The sequence below is a fragment of the Mesorhizobium sp. Z1-4 genome (assembly GCF_004000235.1).
GTDB lineage: Bacteria > Pseudomonadota > Alphaproteobacteria > Rhizobiales > Rhizobiaceae > RCIO01.
The window spans coordinates 81,739-104,870 of sequence record NZ_RCIO01000005.1 but is presented as its reverse complement, the minus strand read 5'-3'; the positions used below and the strand labels follow the sequence as shown (position 1 = coordinate 104,870).

The 23,132-nt window shown below is 62.6% G+C and carries 28 protein-coding genes; 21 read left to right on the top strand and 7 right to left on the bottom strand.

The features are described from left to right. Positions 1-5: 5 nt before the first annotated feature. Both EP165_RS16365 and EP165_RS16360 read left to right on the top strand, forming a co-directional pair. On the top strand, positions 6-464 hold the full coding sequence (locus EP165_RS16365) for a VOC family protein (RefSeq protein WP_206075932.1): 459 nt from the start codon (positions 6-8) through the stop codon (positions 462-464). A gap of 101 nt (positions 465-565) precedes the next feature. Beyond that, positions 566-979, top strand: a complete 414-nt coding sequence (locus EP165_RS16360; protein ID WP_127523911.1) for a DUF1801 domain-containing protein — start codon at positions 566-568, stop codon at positions 977-979. Positions 980-985: 6 nt separating this feature from the next. On the opposite strand, the gene EP165_RS16355 is transcribed toward EP165_RS16360, so the two are convergent. Beyond that, positions 986-3,094 (bottom strand): molybdopterin oxidoreductase family protein, encoded by a 2,109-nt coding sequence (locus EP165_RS16355; RefSeq protein ID WP_127523910.1) that lies wholly within the window; start codon positions 3,092-3,094, stop codon positions 986-988. Between the two features lie 62 nt (positions 3,095-3,156). Continuing rightward, entirely contained in the window at positions 3,157-3,486 is a 330-nt protein-coding gene (locus tag EP165_RS16350) for a hypothetical protein (protein ID WP_127523909.1), read from the bottom strand. 154 nt (positions 3,487-3,640) lie between these two features. On the opposite strand from EP165_RS16350, the gene EP165_RS16345 reads away from it, so the two are divergent. From EP165_RS16345 to EP165_RS16335, 3 genes are read left to right on the top strand one after another with little or no spacing between them, the layout of a single operon-like run. After that, entirely contained in the window at positions 3,641-4,072 is a 432-nt protein-coding gene (locus EP165_RS16345) for a hypothetical protein (RefSeq protein ID WP_127523908.1), read from the top strand. 14 nt (positions 4,073-4,086) lie between these two features. Next, the gene (locus EP165_RS16340) at positions 4,087-4,752 is read left to right on the top strand and encodes a ribonuclease T2 family protein (protein WP_127523907.1); all 666 of its coding nucleotides are present in this window, start codon (positions 4,087-4,089) and stop codon (positions 4,750-4,752) included. Positions 4,753-4,784: 32 nt separating this feature from the next. After that, positions 4,785-5,387 carry a glutathione S-transferase family protein gene (locus EP165_RS16335; protein ID WP_127523906.1) on the top strand — a complete coding sequence of 201 codons (603 nt, stop codon included), beginning with the start codon at positions 4,785-4,787 and terminating at the stop codon, positions 5,385-5,387. 61 nt (positions 5,388-5,448) lie between these two features. Here the strand turns inward: EP165_RS16335 and EP165_RS16330 are convergent, their stop codons facing one another. Beyond that, positions 5,449-6,117 (bottom strand): outer membrane protein, encoded by a 669-nt coding sequence (locus EP165_RS16330; RefSeq protein WP_127523905.1) that lies wholly within the window; start codon positions 6,115-6,117, stop codon positions 5,449-5,451. Positions 6,118-6,363: 246 nt separating this feature from the next. On the opposite strand from EP165_RS16330, the gene EP165_RS16325 reads away from it, so the two are divergent. The 7 genes from EP165_RS16325 (at position 6,364) to EP165_RS16295 (ending at position 13,954) form a co-directional block, all read left to right on the top strand. After that, a complete protein-coding gene (locus tag EP165_RS16325) occupies positions 6,364-7,320 on the top strand; it encodes a calcium/sodium antiporter (protein WP_245440186.1) in 957 nt (318 codons plus the stop codon). A gap of 14 nt (positions 7,321-7,334) precedes the next feature. Then, positions 7,335-8,096: an SDR family oxidoreductase gene (locus EP165_RS16320; protein ID WP_127524030.1), complete on the top strand. Its 762-nt coding sequence runs from the start codon at positions 7,335-7,337 to the stop codon at positions 8,094-8,096. Continuing rightward, positions 8,093-10,174 (top strand): excinuclease ABC subunit UvrC, encoded by a 2,082-nt coding sequence (gene uvrC / locus EP165_RS16315; RefSeq protein WP_245440185.1) that lies wholly within the window; start codon positions 8,093-8,095, stop codon positions 10,172-10,174. The genes EP165_RS16320 and uvrC overlap by 4 nt, the downstream gene beginning before the upstream one ends. Before the next feature lie 109 nt (positions 10,175-10,283). After that, positions 10,284-10,862: a CDP-diacylglycerol--glycerol-3-phosphate 3-phosphatidyltransferase gene (pgsA, locus tag EP165_RS16310; RefSeq protein WP_245440197.1), complete on the top strand. Its 579-nt coding sequence runs from the start codon at positions 10,284-10,286 to the stop codon at positions 10,860-10,862. A 2-nt stretch (positions 10,863-10,864) separates the two neighbouring features. Next, positions 10,865-11,116, top strand: a complete 252-nt coding sequence (moaD, locus tag EP165_RS16305) for a molybdopterin converting factor subunit 1 (protein WP_127523903.1) — start codon at positions 10,865-10,867, stop codon at positions 11,114-11,116. A 4-nt stretch (positions 11,117-11,120) separates the two neighbouring features. Beyond that, positions 11,121-11,588, top strand: a complete 468-nt coding sequence (locus EP165_RS16300; protein WP_281040020.1) for a molybdenum cofactor biosynthesis protein MoaE — start codon at positions 11,121-11,123, stop codon at positions 11,586-11,588. 101 nt (positions 11,589-11,689) lie between these two features. Continuing rightward, positions 11,690-13,954, top strand: a complete 2,265-nt coding sequence (locus tag EP165_RS16295) for a putative bifunctional diguanylate cyclase/phosphodiesterase (RefSeq protein WP_127523902.1) — start codon at positions 11,690-11,692, stop codon at positions 13,952-13,954. Here EP165_RS16295 and ndk read toward each other — a convergent pair. Both ndk and EP165_RS16285 read right to left on the bottom strand, forming a co-directional pair. Further along, a complete protein-coding gene (gene ndk, locus EP165_RS16290) occupies positions 13,951-14,373 on the bottom strand; it encodes a nucleoside-diphosphate kinase (protein ID WP_127523901.1) in 423 nt (140 codons plus the stop codon). The two genes, EP165_RS16295 and ndk, sit on opposite strands and share 4 nt — an antisense overlap. Positions 14,374-14,490: 117 nt before the next feature. Continuing rightward, positions 14,491-15,183: a glutathione S-transferase family protein gene (locus tag EP165_RS16285; protein WP_127523900.1), complete on the bottom strand. Its 693-nt coding sequence runs from the start codon at positions 15,181-15,183 to the stop codon at positions 14,491-14,493. A gap of 64 nt (positions 15,184-15,247) precedes the next feature. Here EP165_RS16285 and EP165_RS16280 point away from each other — a divergent pair, with 64 nt between their 5' ends. From EP165_RS16280 to EP165_RS16270, 3 genes are all read left to right on the top strand, one after another. Further along, positions 15,248-15,760, top strand: coding sequence for a DinB family protein (locus EP165_RS16280; protein ID WP_127523899.1), 513 nt, complete (start codon positions 15,248-15,250; stop codon positions 15,758-15,760). Between the two features lie 531 nt (positions 15,761-16,291). Beyond that, positions 16,292-16,876 (top strand): hypothetical protein, encoded by a 585-nt coding sequence (locus EP165_RS16275; protein WP_127523898.1) that lies wholly within the window; start codon positions 16,292-16,294, stop codon positions 16,874-16,876. Between the two features lie 108 nt (positions 16,877-16,984). Continuing rightward, positions 16,985-17,590 carry a hypothetical protein gene (locus EP165_RS16270; protein WP_127523897.1) on the top strand — a complete coding sequence of 202 codons (606 nt, stop codon included), beginning with the start codon at positions 16,985-16,987 and terminating at the stop codon, positions 17,588-17,590. 11 nt (positions 17,591-17,601) lie between these two features. On the opposite strand, the gene EP165_RS16265 is transcribed toward EP165_RS16270, so the two are convergent. Next, a complete protein-coding gene (locus EP165_RS16265; protein WP_127523896.1) occupies positions 17,602-18,411 on the bottom strand; it encodes a crotonase/enoyl-CoA hydratase family protein in 810 nt (269 codons plus the stop codon). Next, on the bottom strand, positions 18,408-20,285 hold the full coding sequence (locus EP165_RS16260; RefSeq protein ID WP_127523895.1) for an ABC-F family ATP-binding cassette domain-containing protein: 1,878 nt from the start codon (positions 20,283-20,285) through the stop codon (positions 18,408-18,410). Before EP165_RS16260 ends, EP165_RS16265 begins: the two co-directional genes overlap by 4 nt. Positions 20,286-20,419: 134 nt before the next feature. Here EP165_RS16260 and EP165_RS16255 point away from each other — a divergent pair, with 134 nt between their 5' ends. The 6 genes from EP165_RS16255 to EP165_RS16230 all read left to right on the top strand — a co-directional run bounded on the left by EP165_RS16255 (position 20,420) and on the right by EP165_RS16230 (position 23,130). Further along, positions 20,420-20,743 carry an ArsR/SmtB family transcription factor gene (locus tag EP165_RS16255; RefSeq protein WP_127523894.1) on the top strand — a complete coding sequence of 108 codons (324 nt, stop codon included), beginning with the start codon at positions 20,420-20,422 and terminating at the stop codon, positions 20,741-20,743. Beyond that, a complete protein-coding gene (locus EP165_RS16250) occupies positions 20,740-21,147 on the top strand; it encodes an SRPBCC family protein (protein ID WP_127523893.1) in 408 nt (135 codons plus the stop codon). The genes EP165_RS16255 and EP165_RS16250 overlap by 4 nt, the downstream gene beginning before the upstream one ends. A 26-nt stretch (positions 21,148-21,173) precedes the next feature. After that, complete coding sequence (locus EP165_RS16245; RefSeq protein WP_127523892.1) at positions 21,174-21,392, top strand: hypothetical protein; 219 nt, start codon at positions 21,174-21,176, stop codon at positions 21,390-21,392. Positions 21,393-21,407: 15 nt separating this feature from the next. Next, positions 21,408-21,824, top strand: a complete 417-nt coding sequence (locus EP165_RS16240; RefSeq protein WP_127523891.1) for a DUF1801 domain-containing protein — start codon at positions 21,408-21,410, stop codon at positions 21,822-21,824. A 15-nt stretch (positions 21,825-21,839) separates the two neighbouring features. Continuing rightward, positions 21,840-22,226 (top strand): DUF1801 domain-containing protein, encoded by a 387-nt coding sequence (locus tag EP165_RS16235; RefSeq protein WP_127523890.1) that lies wholly within the window; start codon positions 21,840-21,842, stop codon positions 22,224-22,226. 82 nt (positions 22,227-22,308) lie between these two features. Next, complete coding sequence (locus EP165_RS16230) at positions 22,309-23,130, top strand: methyltransferase domain-containing protein (protein ID WP_127523889.1); 822 nt, start codon at positions 22,309-22,311, stop codon at positions 23,128-23,130. Positions 23,131-23,132: the final 2 nt, after the last annotated feature.

Here is a 23,132-nt window from a genome sequence, read left to right as displayed (position 1 = left end):
ATCGCATGAGCCCGAAAAAATCCGCAGTCAAGCGAATGGACAATGTCGGCATCGTGGTGGAATCACTCGATGACGCGATCTCGTTTTTCAGCGAACTTGGCCTGGCGCTCGAGGGTCGGGCAATGGTCGACGGCGAATGGGCGGGCCGTGTTACCGGTCTTAAGGACCAGCGCGTCGAAATCGCCATGATGGCTACTCCGGACGGCCACAGCCGCCTTGAGTTGTCGCGTTTTCTTGCGCCGTCCGTGATCGCCGACCACCGTATCGCCCCGGTTAATTCGCTCGGCTATCTGCGGGTGATGTTCGCCGTGGAGAGACTGGACGAATTACTGGAACGGCTGCGGCCGCATGGCGCAACACTTGTTGGCGAAATTGTCGATTACCAGGGCATCTACCGGCTTTGCTATGTCCGGGGCCCGGAGGGCATCCTCGTCGGGCTAGCAGAAGAGCTTGGCGGAAAATAGCCGCCAACACCTGCCGAAGCAGAGTGACAGGAGTGTCGGCGCCCGGCATTGACGACGGCACCAGTGACCTCGCAAGCTCTACGGGCTGAGCGAGAACTTCGATGAACGAACCTGAATTTCCCGATGCCGCCGTCAAAGAGGCTTTCGACGCTGTGCCCGCCAGGGCACGCGAAGGGCTGCTTGCGTTGCGGACCCTTATCTTCGAGGCGGCGGGCGCAACCCAATCGGCAGGGCGGGTCGAGGAAACGCTCAAATGGGGACAGCCGGCCTATCTGACGCCCGACACCAAAAGCGGCAGCACGATCCGGCTCGGCGTGCCGAAATCGCCCGAGTACGACTATGCGCTTTTCGTCCACTGCCAAAGCGACCTCACCCGGCAATTCGAAACCAATTATCCGGGCGAGTTCGAGTTCGAAGGAACGCGGGCGGTGCTTTTCAGAGCTGACAAACCGATTCCGGCTGACGCGCTAAGGCACTGTATCGCAATGGCTTTGACCTATCACAGCCGCAAGTGACCGGCCTCAGGCAGCATTACGCACCCAAACTTTCGTATCGTGAAACGCAGCGCCGCCGAAGGGTGCGGGCTGGTCCGCCCCAACGAGAATATTGATGCCCTCGCCGCGCTCATGGGCGCCGTTTGGCCAGATGCCCTCCGCGATCACCACGCCGCGCCGGGCGGTGGCCAGGAGCCTGGCGTGCAATACCAGCTCGCCGCGGTGATTGCCGATCTCGACACGCGCGCCCTCCTCGACGCCCAGAGCGGCTGCGTCGTCGGGGTGAACGATGAGTTCGGGCCGTCCCTCGCGCTTCAATGAACCCGGTGTCTCGGTGAAACTCGAATTGAGGAACGAGCGCGCCGGCGACGTCGCCAGCCTGAAGGGATGCTCGGCGTCGGCGACTTCAATCAGATCGACATGATCCGGGAACTCGGGCAACGCCGCCGTGGGGCCAAGCAGCCCCATGGATTTGGGCGGCCGGTTGGGAGCGATCTGCCCTGCCCAGTCCGGCCTGAAACGGAACTTGCCGTCCTCATGCGCAAATCCCCCGGCGAAATGGGCGGTCGCGAATTCGGGCTGCAGGTCAACCCAGCGGTCTTCCCGGAATGTGTCGAACGTGCCCAGCCCCGCCTTCGACAGGATGATTTCGACATGCTCGCGCGCGTTCATGCCGAAGCCCGGCAGATGGCCGACCCCGAGCCGCTTCGCCAGTTCCTCGATGACATAGAGGTTCTCGCGCGGCCCGGCCGGCGGCTCCACAAGCTTGGGGCCGAGCAGGACATGCTGATGGCCGCCACCCCGGTAGACGTCGTCATGCTCCAGGAACATGGTTGCCGGCAGCACCACGTCGGCAAGCATCGCCGTGTCGGTCATGAACTGTTCGTGCACACAGGTGAAGAGGTCGTCGCGCAGGAAACCCTGTTTCACCAGCCGCTGCTCGGGGCAGACATTGGCCGGGTTGGTGTTCTGGATCAGCATCGCGGTGATCGGCGGGCCACCATAAAGGGCTGCGGAATCGCCGGTGAGCACACGGCCGATCTGCGACTGGTCGAGATAGCGGATGCCGGGGTCGCGAAACTGCGCGCCTTCCAGCAGCGACTGGTCGAACCTGAAGATCGCATTGTTGGAGTGGAACGCACCGCCGCCTTCATGCTGCCAGGCGCCGGTGACGGCGGGAATGCAGGATGCCGCATGCATGTTGACCGCGCCGTTGCGCTGGCGGGCGAAGCCGTAGCCGAGACGGAAATAGCTGCGCTTCGTGGTGCCGACCAAACGGGCGAACGCTTCGATCTCATCCACCGGAATGCCGGTGATCGCCGATGCCCATTCGGGCGTTCTGGATGCAAGGTGCCGCTCCAGGCCCGCCGGATCGTCGGTATGTTTCTCCATATACTGCCGGTCGGCGAAATTGTCGCGGAACAGGATGTGCATGACCGCGCAGGCAAGCGCACCGTCGGTGCCGGGTTTCAGCACGAGACCGAGATCGGCCTGCTTCATGGTCGCGTTGTCGTAGACATCGATGACGACGATCTTCGCGCCGCGCTCCTTTCTGGCGCGCACGGCATGGGTCATCACATTGACCTGTGTGACGACCGCGTTGGTGCCCCAGATCACCACGCAGTCGGATTTCGCCATTTCGCGCGGGTCCGGCCCCATCAGCGTGCCTGCGCCGACGGTGAAGCCCGTCCAGGCGAGATTGGTGCAGATGGTGTCGAACTGGTTGGAGTATTTCTTGGCGTGGCGAAGGCGGTGAATGCCGTCGCGCTGCACACGGCCCATCGTGCCGGCATATTGATACGGCCAGACGGATTCGCTGCCGTGCCTTTGTTCGGCTTGCGCGAATTTTTCGGCAACGAGGTCCAGCGCGGCTTCCCAGCTCGCCTCTTTCCAGGCGCCCTCGCCTTTCGCGCCGGTGCGGACCAACGGCTTCAGAAGGCGGTCGGGATGGTGGATGCGCTCGGCGTAGCGGGCGACCTTGGCGCAGATGACGCCGGCCGTGTAGCTGTTGTCCTTGGCGCCGTGGACGCGCCCGATGCGGCGGCCATCGTCCAGCAATTCGACCTCAAGCGCGCAGGTGGACGGGCAATCGTGGGGACAGGCCGAATGGCCGATATTGGGCATATGCTGGTTCATGCCCCCAGCTTAGCGGGCATTGATGCCGCGCGGTAGGAGCCAGCGTTATGCCAACAGCCGGTTCAGGTCTTGGCGTCGGCCTTGGGCTGGTTTTCGGCTTTCGAGAAACGCCAGAGATCGCGCAGACCGGCGTCGGCCTCGCTCACGCCGTGTATCTTCATGCCGAGGCGGCGCGGCATGCGCCAGTCGGCAGCGCCGACAACGGGACCGAAACCGGGGCCTACGACTTCGATCCGGTCGCCCGTCCATATGCCTTCGACATTGTCGGTGAGCAGCAGCAGGCTGAAGGCGGAACGTCTGATGACATATCCAGCGTGGTCGCGGCCGCGGGCACGAATCACCACCCTGATGCGGCAACGCTCGCCCGGCTCGTTGTCATCCTCGTGATCCATGCGCGGCTCCGATCAGCATGCATCGACACATAGCGGCCACAGGTTGGCTCCGCATTAATGCGACAACGCGCATTTTACCGATCCCGTGATTGCCGCTGCTTGACCGCTCCCGTGCCATTCCTCACAGTGGCGGCCTCAACGCAGCGGAGGCCTCATGAGACCGTCGATCAAAATGGCGATTGCAGCTTGCCTGCTGGGCTCGATCTCCTGGGGCGCACAGGCTGCGGACTATGTTCACGGGGTCGATGCCTCGGATCCCGGCGCCTGCGCCGACGAGCGCGTGCTGACAAAAATTTCGCACCGGTTCCGGCATCAGGTACGCCATGTGCCCGGTCTGCCGCAGGTGGAGATCGTAGGCTACAGCCGGCTTGGCCAGTCGCGCTACAGGCCTTCCGACGACCGTCACCCGATTGCGCGGCGCTATTGCCGGGGCACGGCCGACCTCTCCGACGGGCGGCGGCGCAACATGTGGTACCTGATCGAAAGCCGCATGGGTTTCGTCGGTATCGGCTCGAATGTGGAGTTCTGCGTCGCGGGCTTCGACCGCTGGCATGTCTATGGCGGGCGCTGCAGGGTGCTCCACTAGGTCTCACGAACAAGATGCACCTCTTTTCCAGACCGGCGCTGGCACTGGCCAGCCTGCTGCTGTGGCATGGCGCTGCGGCGAGCCAGGACAAGCCGGTAGCCGCACAGGGCAGCGGCTTCGACTTTTACGTGATTTCGCTGTCGTGGTCGCCGAGCTATTGCGCCGAACAGGGGCTCAACGCCAACCGCCGCCAGTGCGGCATCGACCGGGATTACGCGTTCATCGCTCATGGCCTGTGGCCGCAATATGCCAGCGGCTACCCCGAATTCTGCTCAAGCAGCGAGCCGGAGCGCGTGCCGAACGCATTGGTGGGCGCGATCATCGACATCATGCCGTCGGCCGGGCTGGTGGGACATCAGTGGCGCAAACACGGCAGCTGCACCGGGCTGACGCAGGCCGCCTATCTGGAAGCGACCCGCGAGGCATATGAGCGGGTCGCGATCCCGCCTGAACTCGACAACGCGCTGGACCCGTCGCGCATTTCGGCAGATGCGGTGGAATCGGCTTTTATCAGCGCCAATCCCGGCCTGCCGCCGGAGGGGATAGCAGTAAGCTGCAAGTCCGGCCGCCTGACCGAAGTTCGCATCTGTCTCACCAAGCAGCTCGAGTTTCGCAGCTGTTCCGAAGTCGATGCGCGCGGCTGCAGAGCCAGCAACCTTTATGTGCCCAGCGCTCCCTGAAGCGCTCATCCAACTCCAGCGAAGGTACCGAGATGCCCAAGATCAGATGCTCGCCCCCCTCTCCCTACAGCGCCAAGGTGCGCATGTCGGCCAAATATGCCGGCATCGACTTTGAGTCGGCGATAACGGTCACCGACCAGCCGAGCGCCGATTTCCTGGCCGACAATCCGCTCGGCAAGATCCCGGTATTCATTACGGATGAGGGCGAGAGCATCTATGACAGCCGTGCGATCACGCAGTATCTGAACCGTATCTCCCGCAATGCGCTGTTTCCGCGCAATGCCGCCAAGCGCACAGAGGCGGAGCGGCTGGAAGCGCTGGCGGACGGCATCTGCGACGCGCTTCTGGCGCATGTCTATGAACGGCGCTACCGGCCCGAGGAAATGTGGCAGCAAAGCTGGCTCGACCTGCAATGGGGCAAGGCAATGCGCGGCCTGGACATTCTGAACGACACGCCGCCCAAGCTGCCGAAGAAGATCACCGCAGGCCATATCGCGCTACGCGCCTGCCTTGCCTATGCCTCGCTGCGCTTCGAAGGCAAATGGGAACGCGGCCGCTCCAAGCTCACACGCTGGGCCAAACGCTTCGACGACAAGTTTCCGGAGCTGACCGCATTTTTGCCCCGCTCATCCTGACGCATGCAAAAAAGCCGGCCCTGGGGGCCGGCTTTTTCAGTTGTCGAATGAACTGGCGGGATCAGAATTTCAGACCGGCGCCAATGAGAACGCGATGGTTCTGCGGCGAAACGGTCTGCGGTCCCGAGCCGGTGTTGAGGGTGGTCGAACCGAAATCGGTGTAGCGGTATTCGACACGACCGAAGACATTGTCCGTCAGCTTGGCATCCATACCCGCACCGGCAGTCCAGCCGATCACCGTACCGCGCGCAGTACCGGCAGCGTCATAGATACGCTGCGCGGCGGCCGCGCCACCGGCAGTGGCATAAAGCAGGATCGCGTCGTCCGGCGAATAACCCAGACGCGCCCGCAGCGAGCCCTCGAGCCCCTGGCGCGAATAGGTCGTGCCGTTGCCGCCGTTCATGCCGTTGTAGCCGATATCGCCTTCGAGACCGTAGACGATACGGCCGCTCTGCATATTGTAGCCGGCGAAACCGCCGAACAGCCAACCGTTGGTCGAGATATTGCCGCCGGTGGCGCCCTGCGTCTGGCCGCCGAAGCCGTAGCCGCTGTAGACACCGAGATACGGGCCGATCCAGCTGGCCACAGGGGCGTTTTCGATCGGCGACGGCTGCGGTGCCGGCGGTTCTTCATAAATAACGTCTGCCGCATGCACAGGTGCAATGCCCGCAAGCATTGCCGCGCCGAGCGCCAGGGCCGCAACGCGGCTGTGATTCATTCTGGCTCTCATCTGTCCTTCTCCTTGGTTCAGGTACGAGAAACAAACCCCCAACCCGGTCCAGGCGTTGGAAAAGCCCAGCCGGACAACCGATGGCGAATGTGGTTCGCGAATACGGCGGAAGCACACCCGAAATCTGGAGTTTCGCCGGCGGATTTGAGGCGCAAATTTGACGTTGCAGATCGGCAACATATCTGCTGACAGGCCAGACAGCTTATTGGCCGGGCGCACGTTGGATATGCGACCGCGCGTTGTTATATGACGGAAACATCACTTCTTTCGGGTCTCATGATCATCAGCCTCATCTTGCTCGCAGCCGGCCTCGCCCTGCTCGTTCTGTCCGGCGATCTTCTGGTACGCGGGGCAGTGCAGGCAGCGGAGAATCTCGGCATTTCGCAGCTGCTCATCGGCCTGACCGTCGTATCTGCGGGCACCTCGCTGCCCGAACTGCTGATCTCGGTTCAGGCCGCGCTTTCCGGCTCGCCGGGCATCGCGCTGGGCAATATTGTCGGGTCGAACATCGCCAATGTGCTGTTGGTGATCGGCGTGCCCGCGCTGATCAAGCCGATCCGCCCCGACGGCTCTGGACTGCGCCGCAACATCACCGTGATGGTCGCGGCCACGCTTGTCTTCATGCTGCTGCTGTCAAACGGCATGATCGGGCGCCTGGAGGGTCTGCTGCTGTTCGTGTCGATTGTCGGATTTGTCGCCTGGCAGGTGTGGATGGCGCGCAAAGCCGCCGCGAACGGGCATTCACCCGAACCGGCACATCACGACAAACTTCGCGTGGCGGGGCTCCTCGTCGGCGGACTGATCGGCCTGCCTGTCGCAGCCCAGCTCACCGTCAATGGCGGGATCGGCATTGCCGAAGCCTTCAACGTACCCGATACCGTGATCGGCCTGACGGTGATCGCTGTCGGAACATCGCTGCCGGAGCTAGCGACCACCGTTGTCGCCGCCTACCGGGGCAGCACCGCGATTGCGCTCGGAAACGTCGTCGGCTCGAATATCTTCAACATTCTTGGGATCATGGGGCTGACCGCGCTGATCGCGCCTGTTGCCGTGGACCAGCACCTCATTTCGGTGGATATGTGGGTGATGCTGGGCGCGGCGGCGGCCGTTGCAGCGCTCGGCTTCGGCAGGTTCACGGCTGGCAAATGGATCGGTGCCGCGATGCTGGCGATCTACACAATCTACGTGGTGTCGCTGGTATGACGGACCGGAAGGGCATGAAAGCACACGGCGAAGTTGCCTTGGTAACGGGCGGCGCGAAGCGTATCGGCGCTGCGATCGCACGCGACCTGGCCAGTGCCGGGTTTGCCGTAGCGATCCACTATCGCTCGTCCGCCGGCGAAGCCGCAAAACTTGCCGCCGAAATCACCGATGCCGGCGGCAAGGCCGCCGTTTTCCAGGCCGACCTGACGGCGCTGGAGGTTTGCAACGCACTGATTGAAGATGTTGCGGCGAAACTCGGACCGCTGCGGCTGCTCGTCAACAACGCCTCGGCATTCGAGCCCGACAGTCCCGACCGACCCGACTGGGAGAGATGGGACAGACATTTCGACATCCACCTGAAAGCGCCGGTTGCTTTGACCAGCCGCTTTGCCACGGCTCTGCCGGATGGCAGCGACGGGCTTGCGGTGAATGTGATCGACCAGCGCGTTTGGCGGCTCAACCCGCGGTTCTTTTCCTACACGCTCTCGAAAAGCGCCTTGTGGGCCGCAACGCAGACCATGGCGCAGGGGCTTGCGCCGCGCGTGCGCGTCAACGCGCTCGGACCGGGACCGACCATGAAGAACGCGCGCCAGACCGATGACGACTTCCGGCAACAGGCCGAGGCGGTCATTCTCGGCCATGGACCCGCGCTGGACGAGTTCGGCCGCACGATCCTCTATCTGTGGGAGGCGAAATCCGTGACCGGCCAGCTGATCGCCATCGACGGCGGCCAGCACCTGGCCTGGGAGACGCACGACGTCACGGGCGTGGAATGACTGCCGGAAATCCACCCATTCCCAAACGCGACCCGGCGGCTGGCGACATGGCCGGCTATTTGCCCGGCGACGACGCCGAAGACGATGACGGCGAGACCGAGGCAAACGAAACCAACGTTCGCGAACTGCTTGCCTCGGTCGACTGGTCCGGCATCGGTGTCGACGGGAGACAAGTCGCGACGGGAGCAGAGGTCATTCAGGCGCTGGTCAAACAGCTGCCGAACCAGCCCGGCGTCTACCGCATGCTGAACCCGGCGGGAGACGTGCTTTACGTCGGCAAGGCACGCAGCCTCAAGAAGCGGGTGACCGCCTATGCCCAGGGGCGGTTCCATACCGACCGGATCGGCCGCATGGTGCGTGAGACGGCCGGCATGGAGTTCGTCGTCACCCGCACCGAAACCGAGGCTTTGCTGCTTGAAGCCAACCTTATCAAGCGCTTGCGTCCGCGATTTAATGTGCTCATGCGGGACGACAAGTCGTTCCCCTACATCCTCATGACCGGCGACCACGCCGCACCCGGTATCTTCAAGCACCGCGGCGCACGCAGCCGCAAGGGCGACTATTACGGGCCGTTTGCATCCGCTATGGCGGTGGGGCGCACGATCAATTCGCTGCAGCGCGCGTTTCTGCTGCGCACCTGCACCGATTCTGTGTTTGAAAGCCGCACCCGCCCCTGCCTGCTCTACCAGATCAAACGCTGTGCCGGCCCCTGCACGGGCGAGGTGACCGAGGCCGAATATGCCGAGCTGGTGCGCGAGGCCAAGGACTTCCTGTCCGGCCGCTCATCCAGCATCAAGGCGCAGATCTCGCGCGCCATGCAGGACGCCTCCGAAGAGCTCGATTTCGAACGGGCGGCGATCTACCGCGACCGGCTGGCCGCGCTTTCGCATGTGCAGAGCCATCAGGGCATCAATCCGCAATCGGTGGAGGAAGCCGATGTGTTCGCCATCCATCAGGAAGGCGGCCAGACCTGCATCGAGGTGTTTTTCTTCCGCACCGGCCAGAACTGGGGCAACCGCGCCTATTTTCCCAAAGCCGACCCGGCGCTTGGCGCATCCGAAGTGCTGGGTGCGTTCCTGACCCAGTTCTACGACGACAAACCCTGCCCGCGCACAATTCTGCTGTCGCACGCGGTGGACGAGCAGGCGTTGCTCGCCGAGGCGCTTTCCACGCGCGCCGGGCGCCGGGTGTCGCTGACCGTGCCGCAGCGGGGCGAAAAGAAGCAGCTGACCGGCAATGCCCTGCAGAACGCGCGCGAGGCGCTCGGGCGGCGGCTGGCCGAAACCTCGTCGCAGGCGCGGCTGCTCAAGGGGCTAGCGGAAACATTCGGGCTTGCGCAGCCGCCGCGGCGCATCGAGGTCTACGACAACTCGCACATCATGGGTTCGAACGCGGTGGGCGCGATGATCGTGGCAGGGCCGGAAGGTTTCGTGAAAGGCCAGTACCGCAAGTTCAACATCCGCTCCGACGACATTACGCCCGGCGACGATTTCGGAATGATGCGCGAAGTGATGCAGCGGCGTTTTTCGCGGCTGATCAAGGAACACGGCATTCCGGGCGAGAAACCGAGCTCGCCGGAGGACGAGGATGACGACAATCCTTCCCGCGCCGATACGCCGGCCTGGCCAGACCTCATCCTGATCGACGGCGGCAAGGGGCAAATGTCGTCGGTCAAGCAGGTACTGGAGGATCTCGGCATCGCGGACAAGGTGACCGCGATCGGCGTCGCAAAGGGTGCCGACCGGGAAGCCGGGCGGGAACGGTTTTTCATGGAGGGCCGCGATTCCTTCTCGCTACCGGTACGCGACCCGCTGCTTTATTTCATCCAGCGCCTGCGCGACGAAGCGCACCGTTTCGCCATCGGCTCGCACAGGGCGCGGCGCAAGAAGGAACTCACCCGCAACCCGCTGGACGAAATTGCCGGCATCGGGCCGGGGCGCAAACGGGCGCTGCTGCACCATTTCGGGACCGCGAAAGCGGTCAGCCGGGCGGCGGTGGAGGACCTGGCGGGTGTCGACGGTATTTCGGAAGCGATGGCGCGGCTGATATACAATCATTTCCATGAGTCCGGGGCTTGATCGCAAACTGTTGCACGGCAACAATCGCAGCCCTATCTCGCGACAAGCGCCTTTGCGGTGCCAGAATGGAGAACTCCGATTGAGCGCACGGAGTAGCGACGTAAACCGGCTGCCGCCGGCCTTCAGCATTCCCAACCTGCTGACTTATGCCCGCATTCTGGCGGTGCCTATGGTGGTGTTGTGTTTTTTCCTCGAGGGGCGGCTGCAAAGCAGCGACCCCGCGCGGTGGACGGCGCTTGGCATCTTCATCGTCGCCAGCCTGACGGATTTCCTCGACGGCTACCTCGCCCGTATCTGGAAGCAGACGTCCAATATCGGCAAGATGCTCGACCCGATTGCCGACAAGCTGCTGGTTGCGGCAGCGCTTCTGCTGATGGCGGCCGACGGGACGATCGCCGGATGGTCGCTGTGGGCGGCAATCATCATCCTGTGCAGGGAAATCCTGGTGTCGGGCCTGCGCGAATACCTCGCCCAGCTCAAGGTTTCGGTTCCGGTGACGCGGCTGGCAAAGTGGAAGACGACGGTGCAACTGGTCGCGGTCGGTTTCCTGATCGCCGGGCCGGCGGGCGACAAGGTCATCGGTTATGCGACAGAAACAGGCATCGTGCTTTTGTGGGTTTCGGCCATCATAACGCTTTACACAGGCTATGATTATTTCCGGGCCGGCCTGAAGCACATCATGGATTAGGCATGAAGCTGGTTTATTTCGCCTGGGTCCGCGAACGCATCGGCGTCGCCGAAGAGGACGTCACACCGCCTGCCGGCGTGGCGACGGTGCGCGAACTTCTCGAATGGCTGAAAACGCGCGGCGAGGAATATGCCGAAGCGCTGAAATACCCCGAGGCCATCCGCGTCGCGATCAATCAGGAACATGTCCGCCATGACGAGCGCATTGCGGGGGCGCGCGAAATCGGGCTGTTTCCACCTATGACCGGAGGCTAGGCGCGTGAGTTGCCGTGTCACGGTGCGCATTCAAAGCGAGCCGTTCGATACGGCAGACGAAATGGCCGCAATTTCGGGCGGCGACAGCGATGTCGGCGCGGTTGTGACCTTCAGCGGCCTTTGCCGGGATGAAGCCGGCACGCTTCATGCGCTTGAGATAGAACACTATCCCGGCATGGCGGAAGCCGAAATCGGCCGTATTGCCGACGCGGCGGCAAAACGCTGGCCGGTGACGGCATTGACGGTCATCCACCGGCACGGGAAAATCGGCATTGGTGAGCAGATCGTGCTGGTGGTGGCTGCGTCGCGGCACCGGCATGCAGCCTTCTCGGCGGCGGAGTTCATGATGGACTTCCTGAAATCGCGCGCGCCCTTCTGGAAGAAGGAACACCGTTCTGACGGTACCGAAGGCAGCTGGGTCGATGCCAAGGAAGCAGACGAACGGGCGCTTTCGCGCTGGGACCGCGACTGAGGGTAACGCAGCGTTAACCTCAGCAGGTCACGTTCCCCCATTAGCGAAATTGCAAGTCCCTGCTGATAGCCTCGTTCGATGCTTGCGCAGTGCTGGGGGCCATGAACACGACGATCAGCGCCATTACCGGATTGGCCGCGAGCCATCAGTGGCTGGTCACCGCCAACGTCATTCTGTCGGTGCTGCTGGCGCTGTGGATGCTGCGTTACCGCCGCCTCTATTATTCGGCCCGCGCCGAAAGCGAGCAGATCGGAGAAGCGATCGATACGCTCTCCGAGGGCGTCTACCGCTCGAGCCTGGACGGACGGCAGATACGGGCCAACCAGGCCCTCGTGAAACTGAACGGCTACGGTTCGGAAGCAGAGCTGCTTGCCTCGGTGAATGACATCGCCAAGGAGTGGTATGTCGACCCGACCCGGCGTGACGATTTTCGAACCATCCTGAACCGCGACGGCGTGGTGAAGGATTTTGTGTCGGAGATTTACCGGCACAAAACACGGGAGCGGATCTGGATCACGGAATCCGCGCGTCTGGTGCGTGACAAGCGAACCAACAAGGCGCTGTTCTACGAAGGCTCGGTGCGCGAGATCACGGAGACCGTCGAACGGCTGCGGCTCGAGGAACAGTTCCGCAAGCTCATGCGCGAAGTGCCTGGCGCGCTTTTCCAGTACAGCATGAAACCCGACCGCTCGATCGTGGTGACCTATCTCAGCCCCGGTTATGAGCGCGTGACGGGCATCCCCGTTGCCGAGGCCATCGAGAACCCCGATATCTTCATGGCATGCGTACCCGAGGCCGACCGAGAAGCCTACCGGCAATCTCTCGGAGACGCCTGGGGGCGCCAGAGCCCATGGGAAATCGAGCATCGTTTCGTCACCCGCGGCGGCGATCACAAATGGCTGCGCGTTTCCGCGACGCCGGAATTCCGCGGCAGCGAGGTCGTCTGGCATGGCTATATGTCGGATATCTCACAGCGCAAGAAGAGCGACCTCGAGGTCGAGAAACTCGCCTATTACGACGCGTTGACGGAGCTGCCCAACCGCCGCCTGTTCTTCGAAGAAATGACGAATGCCATTGCTGCGTGCCGCAAGGAGAACCAGCGCGCGGCACTGCTGTTTGTCGACCTCGACAATTTCAAGACGCTCAACGACACCCAGGGCCATGACGTCGGCGACCAGTATCTGGTCGAGGTGGCCAGGCGCCTGCGCGATTGCGCTGGCGAGAACGACACGGTGGCACGCATCGGCGGCGACGAGTTCGTGGTGTTGATCGAACATGGCGGTGGCGACGATGCCACGGCCGCACGGCAGGCCATCAACACGGCGAACCGGATCAACAGCGCCCTGCGCCAGCGTTTCGAGATGGGCGACCTCTCCTACCGTTCTTCCGCCAGTGTGGGCGTCGTCATATTCGACGGGCAGGAGGAAAAGGCCGACGAAATACTCAAACGGGCCGATATCGCCATGTATGAGGCGAAAGCCTCAGGCCGCGACAGCCTGGCGATTTTCGACCCCGCTTCGCTCAACAAAGCCACCGAACGCTACCGGCTTCTGGCCGATCTGCGGGCAACGATTGCCCGCGGCGGCGACGAGCTGGAACTCCATTTCCAGCCGCTGGTCGACGCCGGCGGCCAGGTTACCGCGGCCGAAGCGCTATTGAGATGGAACCATCCTGAACTCGGCATTGTACTGCCGGCGCGGTTCGTGCCGCTGGCCGACCAGTTCGGCATGGCCAGCGAACTGGCGATGATCGTCTTCGAGAAGGGTATCTCGTCGCTGGCGGGCTGGGCCGGCGACAGCCAGCTTGCGGGACTTCGCCTTGCGATCAACGCCAGCGCCCACGCCTTCACCAACGAGCGGTTCGTGCCTGAACTCGGTCAGCTCCTGAAAGCGCATGGCGTCCCAGGCTCGATGCTGACCATCGAAATCACCGAACATGTTGCCAGCCGGAACAACCAGGTGGTTGCGCGGCGCATGCATGAGCTGAAGGCGCTCGGCATCAGACTGTCGCTCGACGATTTCGGCAGCGGCAATTCGTCCTTGAATCATCTGAAGCGGCTGCCGTTCGATGAGGTCAAAATCGACGGCAGTTTCGTCGCCGACATCGAAGGAAAGGACAGCGACAGGGCGCTGATCCGGACCATTCTGGGAATGACCAGGACGCTAGGCCTCAGCGCCGTTGCCGAACAGGTGGAGACCGCCTCGCAGGAACAATTCCTGAAGGACAATGGCTGCGAAGCATATCAGGGGTGGCGCTACGCCAAGGCGATGCCGGATGCCGACTTCAAGGCACATGTGCGCAAGACAAATAACCGGCCGGCGGCGCCACTGCTGGCTGACGCCGGCCGGGAAGCACAATCGGCTTAGCCGACGATTTCGGTCTCGGCGAACCAGTAGCGGATTTCCTCCGCGGCCGTCTCAGGCGCATCGGAGCCGTGAACCGAATTTTCAGTGAAAGACACTGCAAATTCCTTGCGGATGGTGCCGGGATCGGCCTTTTCCGGGTTGGTTGCGCCCATGATCTCGCGGTTCTTCAGGATGGCGTTCTCGCCCTCGAGCACCTGCACAACAGTGGGGCCAGAGGTCATGAACGAGACCAGCTCGTCGAAAAACGGCTTGCCGTTGTGGACGGCATAAAAACCCTCGGCCTGCGCGCGGCTCATGTGGACGCGCTTGGAGGCGACGACGCGGAGGCCGTTCTCTTCAAACACCTTGGTGATCGCACCGGTCAGGTTGCGCCGGGTCGCGTCCGGCTTGATCATCGAAAACGTACGCTCGACGGCCATCTGAATTCCTTCATCTTGTCAAATTGGAGGGGAGTCGGCGCGGTCTATAGACGGGGCCGCCAGCGATGTGAAGGGGTCGCGTGGCCTCCGCAGACGCGCAGCGCGCCCGAGCCGGCTTTATGCGGCGGCTGCCACGCGCCTGCCCAGACCGTCATGAAGATCGAGTATGCGGCCGAACCACGCGGCAATGGGGTCGCCTGCCGCGAGCGGTTCATAAGCCGAAACCACACGGGCCCACTGGAACGCACCGGCAACGATGTAATCCGCAAACAACGGCCCCTGCCCGCCGAGATATGGCTGAACGTCGAGCATCTTGCGCAGCGGCTCCAGCGATTTGCGGAAAACCTCACGGCGATCGTCGCGCCCGGCCTGAATATCTTCCAGCCGCCCGCCCATGCGCTTTTCCCTGCTTTCACGGAAGTAAGCCTGGTCGACCGGCGCGAGGCATTCGTGAATGTCATGCAGTACAGCACCTCCAAGGAAGCCGTGGATCGTGATCTGCGTCCAGCGTTCGACGAAGCGCGACAGCGCAATGCCGCCCTCGCCGTTAAACAGTGACGGCCGGTCGGGATAGGCCTCTTCCAGATAGAGCGCGATATCGAAGGAATCGACCACCAGCCGGTCGCCATCGCGAATGATCGGTACGGTCCTTGCCGCGCCGCTCTCGATGCCGGGAACGCCGGTGAAGGGAACCGGCACCGTTTCGAACTCCAGGCCCTTATGCGCCAGCGCCCAGGACACTTTCCAGCAATGCGGGCTGAACGGGCGCCGCGGGTCGGCGCCGACAAGTTCGTACAATCTAATCGTCATTGGATATCCCCCTCCTGCATGATAGTCAGCCACCCGGCGCGAAGCATTCCGTTCGGGAGCATCGATGAAACAGCATTTTGCAATGATGGCGGCGTACAACAAGTGGGCCAATGCGCTTATCTACGATGCGGCAGAGGCGCTGAGCGACGAAGAATACCGGAAGGAAACCGGCGCGTTCTTCCATTCCATGCACGGAACCCTGAACCACGTATTGGTGGCGGACCGCATTTGGCTGAAGCGCTTTACCGGAGAAGGCGACGCGCCATCGCAGCTCGATGCGACATTATTTGCAGAACTCGGCAAGCTGAAGGCGGCCCGGGACACGGAAGACGCGCGAATAGTTGCCTGGGTCGACTCGCTTGATGAACCCGCCCTTGCAGGGCGCTTCACCTACATGACAGTCACGGACATGCGCACCGTGTCGCAGCGCCTTGCACCAGCGTTGGCGCACTTCTTCAATCATCAGACGCATCACCGCGGGCACGCGCATATGGTGCTTACAGTGCTCGGCAAGGCCGCGCCTTCGCTCGACCTGATCTACTTCCAGCGCAGCGAGGCCGGCCGGCAATTCGCCTGACGGAACCAACGTCGGGGCTTTGGTGGTCGCATGAGGCGGCATTCGTCCCTGAAAGCGATCGAGCGGCGCTCGGTATAGCGGCTCGGACGCCGCCAGCGGTGACATATCCGGCAACCTGCTGGCCTCTCTTTCAGCGCCCGCCCACCGAAACTGAAGCCATTCTAAATTGAGCCAACGCACGGCCGGCTTGGAAAATTCCTAGCGAAGCAACCTTCGGCGTAGACGAATAACGCAGATGTGATTTTCCGCGTGCGAACCTACGCACGGACATTCCGTTATCCAACATATCAAACCAAACAAGTTACCAAAAGCAACTAAATATTCTATTGGACTCAACAAGTTAATATTACTCGCCTACTCCATTTTATGTACATACATAAAGATTCTACAACCTGATTACCGTTACGGTTGAATGCTAAATCTACTTCATCTCAACTTTCAATATGAGTAAATAATGCTGACATTTATGATCGCGTTAATAACTTCAACTGAGAATTGATATTCGACGGGGAAGAAAAGCGAGGCATTGTTATGCGTAAACATACAGCTTTTTTGGCCAAGACTGCAGCCGCTTTCGGCGTAAGCCTGTTGCTGGGCGCATCATCCCATGCGCAGGACATCGGCCTAGGTGGACTTGGCGGCGTAAGCATTGGCGGGCTCGGCTCGGGTGATCCTTCTGTGAGCGCCAATATCGGCGGAGACGGGGGCGTCAGCGCCTCGGTCGGCGCAAGTGTCGGCGGCGGCGGTGCGGGGGTCAGCGCTTCCGTCGGTGGCGGTGGAGGCTTTGGCGCAAGCGCCGGCGCCAATGTCGGCGGCGGCGGGATCAGCGCCAATGCGACGGCCGGTCTTGGCGGCACGACGGCCAATGTCAGTGTCGGCAACGGCGGCGGGCTCAATGTCAGCATCGGAACACCCGGTATACCTGGCGGGCCAACGGGCGGCGGCGGGGCGACGGGCAACAACAGCTTCACGCCCGGCAGCGTGTTCTCGCGGCTTTCAAGTGCCGATGTCCGGCGCTTCCGCACCAGATGCATCGAAGTCACGTCGAACCCGTACTCCTATGATCGCAATCTGGTCGCCATGTGCCGCCTGATGCAGCAATCGGCCATGCGCTAGGTTCATCGCAAAAGGTCTGGGAAGGCGGCTTCAGGGCCGCCTTCTTCGTGTGGGAGCTGTGGCTCCGAGCAGTGGACAGGCGCCACGAAGCCATGCAAAAGCAGCCGCATGCGGTTTGTCTTCCTGCTCATGATCCTGATCGGCGCCGGCCTGGGCATTGCCTATCCCTGGGCGGCATCGAACGTTTCAGGCTACGAGATCGGAACCTGGCGGGTTTTCGAACGCGGCAACGGCTTCACGCCGGCAGAAGTGACGCTCGCCTCGCCCGAGGCACCGGTTTCGGTCAGCGTCGATCTTCGTGCCGACGGGGCGCTGATCCGCAGCGATACCAAGCCGCTTCTGACCATGAACGTGACCGGCGACGGCGAATATGTGACCTCGGTCGTGATGCATTTCGCCGAAGCGGATGTCCGCACAATCAATCCGCAAAGCGGCGAAACAGGCTATCGCATGGAAGCCGAGCGGCTGCACAGCGTGGATCACGACCAGTATGTGTTCGAATTCGGCCCCGGCATTGCCGGCGTCGACCGCTTCAACAGCGTCGACCTGATCGTCAATGCCGGCGCGTTCGACCTCGATCCGCGTGCAATACCCGCCGGCTTTATTCTGATGGCGCTGGGCCTGCTCGGCTTTGTCGCCTCGCTGTTCCGCCGCAAGCGGCCCGAAAACCCGAATTCGAGCCCGCCGCCGCCTCGCTGGGGCCGCAGCAAGTAGATTTCGCGGGATCAGATCTCGCCGAAATCGCCGCCCCTGCCCTTGCCGGAACTGAAGCGGGCCGCGCCCGTCACACCTTCGCTCTCGAAAACGGCGGCGCTGTTCCACTCCTTGACAAGCGCCGGCTCAATATCGAGCGACCACTGACGGATCGCCGACATGCGGTCGGCACGCATGCAGCCCTGCGGAAAGCGCGCCAGCTCATTGGCCAGCTCCAGCGCAGTCTCCAGTGCTGCGCCGTCATCGCACAGCCGGTTGGCGAGGCCGATCGAAAGGCATTCCTCCGCCTCAACCTTGCGGCCGGTCAGGATGAGATCCATGGCGCGGCCGTGACCGACAATGCGTGGAAGCCTTACCGTGCCGCCGTCGATCAGCGGCACGCCCCAGCGGCGGCAATAGACACCCATATAGGCCGAACGCTCCAACACCCTCATGTCGCACCACAGCGCAAGTTCCATGCCGCCGGCGACCGCAGGGCCTGAAACTGCTGCGATGACCGGTTTCGACAATGTCAGCCTGGTCGGCCCCATCGGACCCTTGCGCGGGCGGTCGTTGCTGCCGTCGAAGCCGGCATCCAGATCGTGATCGGCAAACCAGCTGTCGCCGAGACCGCCGGAGGCCGCGGCCTTGAGGTCGAAGCCGGCGCAGAAGGCGCCAGGCACGCCGGTCAGGATGGCGACACGGGCCTCGTCGTCACGGTCGAAATCGATGAATGCGCGGAACAAGGCATCGGCCATTTCCGGGTTGACCGCATTGCGTGCCTCGGGCCTGTCGATGGTGACGACAGTAACAGCGCCTTTCTTCTCAACCCGAATGGTCATTGTGCGATGCCTTCCTCATAACGGGAGGAGAGTTCCAGCCAGCGCTCCTCATGGCGCGCCAGCGTGGCGGCGAGGTCGGCGCGCTCCTTGGAAAGCTGCGTCATCGCCTTTGGATCCTTCTGATAAAGAGCCGGGTCGGCAAGCTGATCCTCGATTGCGTCCAAACGCTGGCGGGTACGCTCGAGCAGCCCTTCCGTCGCCTTGATCTCCTTGGCGAGCGGCTCAAGTACCGCCCGGCGCTGCGCCGCCTCGCGCCTGCGCTCAGCCTTCGACGCCTTGTCGGCCTCGCGCTTTTCGCGCCGGTCCGCAGACTGGCCGGTGACTATGCGGCGATAGTCCGACAGATCGCCATCGAAGGGCGCAACCGCGCCATCCTTGACCAGCCACAGCCGGTCGGCGGTGGCCTCGATCAGGTGGCGGTCGTGGCTGATCAGGATCACGGCACCCGGAAACTCATTCAGCGCCTGGATGAGGGCTGCGCGCGAATCGATGTCGAGATGGTTGGTCGGTTCGTCGAGGATGAACAGGTTCGGCCCGTCGAAAACCGCCAGCCCCATCAGAAGCCGCGCCTTTTCGCCGCCCGACAGGTCCTTTGCAGGCGTCGACATCTTTTCCGTCGCAAGGCCGAACTGCGCAACGCGCGAACGAACCCTCGCCTCCGGCGCTTCCGGCATCAGGCGCCGCACATGCTCATAGGCGTTTTCCTCCGGCCGCAGATCGTCGAGCTGGTGCTGCGCGAACATCGCGACCTTCAGGCCAGGCGCAATGGTCATGCGACCACCTTCGAGCTTGAGGCGCGCCGACAGAAGCTTGGCGAAGGTCGATTTGCCGTTGCCGTTGGCGCCCATCAGCGCAATGCGGTCATCGGCATCGATACGCAGTGTCAGCTTCGACAGGACCGGCTTGCCCGGCGCATAACCGACCGAACCGCCTTCCAGCGCGACGATCGGAGATGCCACGGTCTTTTCAGGCTCGGGAAACCGGAACGGCGTCACCGACCCGTCGAGCATCGATTCCACCGGCTGCAGCTTTTCCAGCGCCTTCAACCGCGACTGCGCCTGGCGCGCCTTGGAGGCCTTGTAGCGGAAGCGGTCGACGAAGGACTGCATGTGCTTGCGCGCGGCTTCCTGCTTCACCCGGGTCCTTTCAAGCAGCTCCATCTTTTCGGCACGCTGGCGTTCGAACTGGTCGTAACCGCCGCGCCACAAGGTCAGCTTCTTGCGGTCCAGATGCGCAATCGAGGTCACCGTGCGGTTGAGCAGGTCACGGTCGTGGCTGATCAGAAGCACGGTGTGCGGGTAGTTGCCGAGATAGTTTTCCAGCCACAGCGTGCCTTCCAGATCGAGATAGTTGGTCGGCTCGTCGAGCAGCAGCAGATCGGGCTGGGCGAACAGCACCGAAGCAAGCGCAACACGCATGCGCCAGCCGCCGGAGAAGCTCGATGCCGGCCGCTGCTGCGCCTGCTGGTCGAAGCCAAGGCCGGCCAGGATGGTTGCGGCGCGGGCCTCGGCCGAGTGCGCATCGATATCGGCAAGCCGGGTCTGGATTTCGGCGATGCGGTGCGCATCCTTCGCCGTCTCGGCTTCGGCAAGCAGCGCCGCCCGCTCGGTGTCGGCGGCGAGCACGATGTCGATCAGAGCTTCGTCGGTGCCGGGCGCCTCCTGCGCGACCTGACCGATGCGCGTGTTCTTCGGGAAGTTGATCTCGCCTTTTTCGGGCGCGAGCTCGCCCGTGATGGCACGAAACAGCGTTGTCTTGCCGGTTCCGTTGCGTCCGACGAGACCGGCCTTGGCGCCGGCAGGCAGCGACAGGCTCGCTTCTTCGATGAGAAGACGGCCGGCAACGCGCAGGGAAAGATTTGAGATGGTCAACATGGCGCGCGGTTAATGGCGGAGCAGAAGCGCGGGCGCAAGGGCCGTTGCGGCAAGTGGCGGCGAATTCGGCTGGCTTGACCATTCATAGCCGAATGGTTATTGGATTGATCAATAGCCAACGGGTTATCAATTGAATGGACGGCCGGACCGACATGATATTCCGCTCGCTCGCCGACCCGACACGGCGCGCGATCTACGAACGTCTCGCAAGGAGTGGCGAACAGACCGTACGCATGCTGACGGAACAAGCGGGCATTTCGCAGCCGGCGGTGTCGAAACACCTGACCGTGCTGAAATCGGCGGGGTTGGTGCGCGACCGGCCCGACGGCAGGCAGACGCATTACAGCGCCAACCGCGAGGCGCTGGCTCCGCTTGCCGGCTGGATGAGCCGCTATGGCATCTTCTGGGAAGGCAGGTTCGACGACCTTGAAGACCTGCTCAACAGGATGGACCAGTGACTGGACCGCATGAAACACGCTCCGTGATTGTCGAGCGGGAGTTTCCGCACCCGCCAGAGAAGATCTGGCGCGCATTGACCCAACCGCACCTGATCGAGGAATGGCTGATGAAAAACGATTTCAGACCCGATGCGGGAAGCCGTTTTAACCTCAGTGCGAATTGGGGCGCGGTCGAGGGACAGGTGCTGGAATCCGAGCCGGCGAAAAAGCTGTCCTACAGCTGGAACACCAAGGACCTTGAGAGCGTTGTCACCTGGACACTGACTCCAACCGAGAACGGCACGGTGCTGCGCATGGTGCAGACCGGATTCGAGCCGCACCAGGAGGCCTATTACAGCGGCGCAACGACCAACTGGCCGCGTTTCCTGGAAGCTCTGGACGCGGTGCTGAACCGAATGGACTGACGACCGTCAAACCCATGGAGAGACAAATGAGCTGGACCAAATGGGTCCGGCAGCTGCACCGCTGGCTGTCGATCATATTCACGCTGGTTGTCGCCGGCATATTTGCAATGCTCGGCATGGGCCGCGAGCCGGCCGAATGGGCCTATTTCCTGCCGCTGGCGCCGCTTTTTCTGCTTATGATCAGCGGGCTCTACATGTTCGCGCTGCCCTATGTGCGACGGAGTTCCGCCGCCGAACAGCAATAAGTACGGCTCCCGGCAATGGCATCCAAAAGTAACCAACCCAAGCTTCTCTCGGGCGGCAATCCGCAGATTGCCAAGGGCTATGGCAACGAGCCCGTGCAGGCCTATATCGCGGCGATGCCAGGGTGGAAAAGCGATCTCGGTCGGCGGATCGATGGGATCATCGAGCTGTCGGTTCCGGGCGTAAGGAAGGCGGTGAAATGGAACTCGCCCTTCTATGGCCTTGAAGACGATCTGTGGTTTCTCAGCCTGCACTGTTTTACGAACTACGTGAAAGTGACGTTCTTTCGTGGAACGTCACTCGACCCCGTACCGGAGGGGAAATCAAAGCATCCGCAGGTGCGTTATTACGATATTCACGAGGGGCAATTCGATGAAGCCCGGTTTGCTGATTGGGTGAAGCAAGCCGCGGCGCTGCCCGGCGAGAAGATGTAAGTACAGGATTTTGAGATGACTTCAGAAAACCCCTCCGAGCTCATAACCGCGAAAATCAAAGGGATGACCGACTGGCGCGGCGAGGCTCTGGCGAACGTTCGGGCACTGATCCACGAAGCAGACCCTCACGTGGTCGAGGCGGTGAAATGGCGCAAGCCGACAAACCCATCCGGCGTTCCGGTGTGGGAACATGACGGGATCATTTGCACCGGCGAGACCTACAAGGACAAGGTGAAGCTGACCTTTGCCAAAGGGGCCGCGCTGGACGATCCTTCAGGCGTGTTCAACGGCAAGGATACGGGCGCGACGCGGCGCTCGATCGATATTCGGGAAGGCGCGAGCCTCGATGAAGAGGCGTTCAGGGCGCTGGTGAAGGCGGCAGTGGCGTTGAACGCCGGCTAGCACGCCGATTTCATCATGCTATCATCCGCCCGGAGCCAGCCACACACCGGAACCACCGGGGTGGCGGCGCAGGGAGTGGAACATGAGCGAAGCCGAAGACTTCGCATCGCTGGAACGGCGCGGCTGGGCAGATGAGGATACGGCCGCCGCCTATGCGAGAGACTTCGCGCGTGCAGCGGCAATGGCGGTGCCTCATCTCGTTTCGGAAACGAAGGCCGGCCCCGGCATGCACGTTATCGATCTGTGTTGCGGACACGGGATCGTCGCAGGTGGTCTGATCGACGCCGGAGCCACGGCGACCGGGCTCGATTTTTCGCCCGCCATGCTGCGCATCGCGCGTTCGGCTTTGCCGCTGGCCGATTTCGTCGAAGGCGACGCAATGGCAACGCCGTTCGAGGACGCATCGTTCGACGCCGCTACAATGGGCTTCGGCATGCCGCATGTGCCCGACCCACCGGCGGCGATGCGTGAAGCCCGGCGTATTCTGAAACCGGGAGGGCGCTTTGCCTACTCGGTCTGGCACGACACCGTGCGTTCGGCCTTCACTTATGTCTTCGACGCAATTGGCGTTCACGGATCACCCGAAATCGCACTTCCTCCCGGACCTGGCGCGACAGACTACGCCGACCCTGCCCGGGCCTTCCCTGCAATGGAGGAGGCAGGGTTCAGCGATCTTCGCATCACCGAGGTGGACAGCCGATGGGTGGTTACCAAGCCGGACGCGCCGATTGATTTCTTTATCGAAGGAACGGTGCGCGGCGGAGCGCTCCTGCGTCCGCAACCGCCTGCCAACGAGAAGGCAATCCGGTCGGCTGTCGCCGAGACGGTGAAGGCCAATCACGGCCCGAGCGCTCCCTGGGATCTTCCGATGCCCTCGGTCGTGGTTTCAGGGCGTGCGGCATGACC

Coding starts and splice junctions, on each gene's coding strand:
- EP165_RS16275 (WP_127523898.1), top strand. CDS start 16,292: ATGCGTAAACATACAGCTTTTTTGGCCAAGACTGCAGCCGCTTTCGGC.
- EP165_RS16230 (WP_127523889.1), top strand. CDS start 22,309: ATGAGCGAAGCCGAAGACTTCGCATCGCTGGAACGGCGCGGCTGGGCA.
- EP165_RS16255 (WP_127523894.1), top strand. CDS start 20,420: ATGGACGGCCGGACCGACATGATATTCCGCTCGCTCGCCGACCCGACA.
- EP165_RS16270 (WP_127523897.1), top strand. CDS start 16,985: ATGCGGTTTGTCTTCCTGCTCATGATCCTGATCGGCGCCGGCCTGGGC.
- EP165_RS16360 (WP_127523911.1), top strand. CDS start 566: ATGAACGAACCTGAATTTCCCGATGCCGCCGTCAAAGAGGCTTTCGAC.
- EP165_RS16345 (WP_127523908.1), top strand. CDS start 3,641: ATGAGACCGTCGATCAAAATGGCGATTGCAGCTTGCCTGCTGGGCTCG.
- EP165_RS16280 (WP_127523899.1), top strand. CDS start 15,248: ATGAAACAGCATTTTGCAATGATGGCGGCGTACAACAAGTGGGCCAAT.
- EP165_RS16265 (WP_127523896.1), bottom strand. CDS start 18,411: ATGACCATTCGGGTTGAGAAGAAAGGCGCTGTTACTGTCGTCACCATC.
- EP165_RS16240 (WP_127523891.1), top strand. CDS start 21,408: ATGGCATCCAAAAGTAACCAACCCAAGCTTCTCTCGGGCGGCAATCCG.
- EP165_RS16340 (WP_127523907.1), top strand. CDS start 4,087: ATGCACCTCTTTTCCAGACCGGCGCTGGCACTGGCCAGCCTGCTGCTG.
- EP165_RS16350 (WP_127523909.1), bottom strand. CDS start 3,486: ATGGATCACGAGGATGACAACGAGCCGGGCGAGCGTTGCCGCATCAGG.
- EP165_RS16355 (WP_127523910.1), bottom strand. CDS start 3,094: ATGAACCAGCATATGCCCAATATCGGCCATTCGGCCTGTCCCCACGAT.
- EP165_RS16335 (WP_127523906.1), top strand. CDS start 4,785: ATGCCCAAGATCAGATGCTCGCCCCCCTCTCCCTACAGCGCCAAGGTG.
- EP165_RS16330 (WP_127523905.1), bottom strand. CDS start 6,117: ATGAGAGCCAGAATGAATCACAGCCGCGTTGCGGCCCTGGCGCTCGGC.
- EP165_RS16320 (WP_127524030.1), top strand. CDS start 7,335: ATGAAAGCACACGGCGAAGTTGCCTTGGTAACGGGCGGCGCGAAGCGT.
- EP165_RS16260 (WP_127523895.1), bottom strand. CDS start 20,285: ATGTTGACCATCTCAAATCTTTCCCTGCGCGTTGCCGGCCGTCTTCTC.
- EP165_RS16295 (WP_127523902.1), top strand. CDS start 11,690: ATGAACACGACGATCAGCGCCATTACCGGATTGGCCGCGAGCCATCAG.
- EP165_RS16365 (WP_206075932.1), top strand. CDS start 6: ATGAGCCCGAAAAAATCCGCAGTCAAGCGAATGGACAATGTCGGCATC.
- EP165_RS16285 (WP_127523900.1), bottom strand. CDS start 15,183: ATGACGATTAGATTGTACGAACTTGTCGGCGCCGACCCGCGGCGCCCG.
- EP165_RS16325 (WP_245440186.1), top strand. CDS start 6,364: ATGACGGAAACATCACTTCTTTCGGGTCTCATGATCATCAGCCTCATC.
- ndk (WP_127523901.1), bottom strand. CDS start 14,373: ATGGCCGTCGAGCGTACGTTTTCGATGATCAAGCCGGACGCGACCCGG.
- EP165_RS16245 (WP_127523892.1), top strand. CDS start 21,174: ATGAGCTGGACCAAATGGGTCCGGCAGCTGCACCGCTGGCTGTCGATC.
- uvrC (WP_245440185.1), top strand. CDS start 8,093: ATGACTGCCGGAAATCCACCCATTCCCAAACGCGACCCGGCGGCTGGC.
- moaD (WP_127523903.1), top strand. CDS start 10,865: ATGAAGCTGGTTTATTTCGCCTGGGTCCGCGAACGCATCGGCGTCGCC.
- EP165_RS16235 (WP_127523890.1), top strand. CDS start 21,840: ATGACTTCAGAAAACCCCTCCGAGCTCATAACCGCGAAAATCAAAGGG.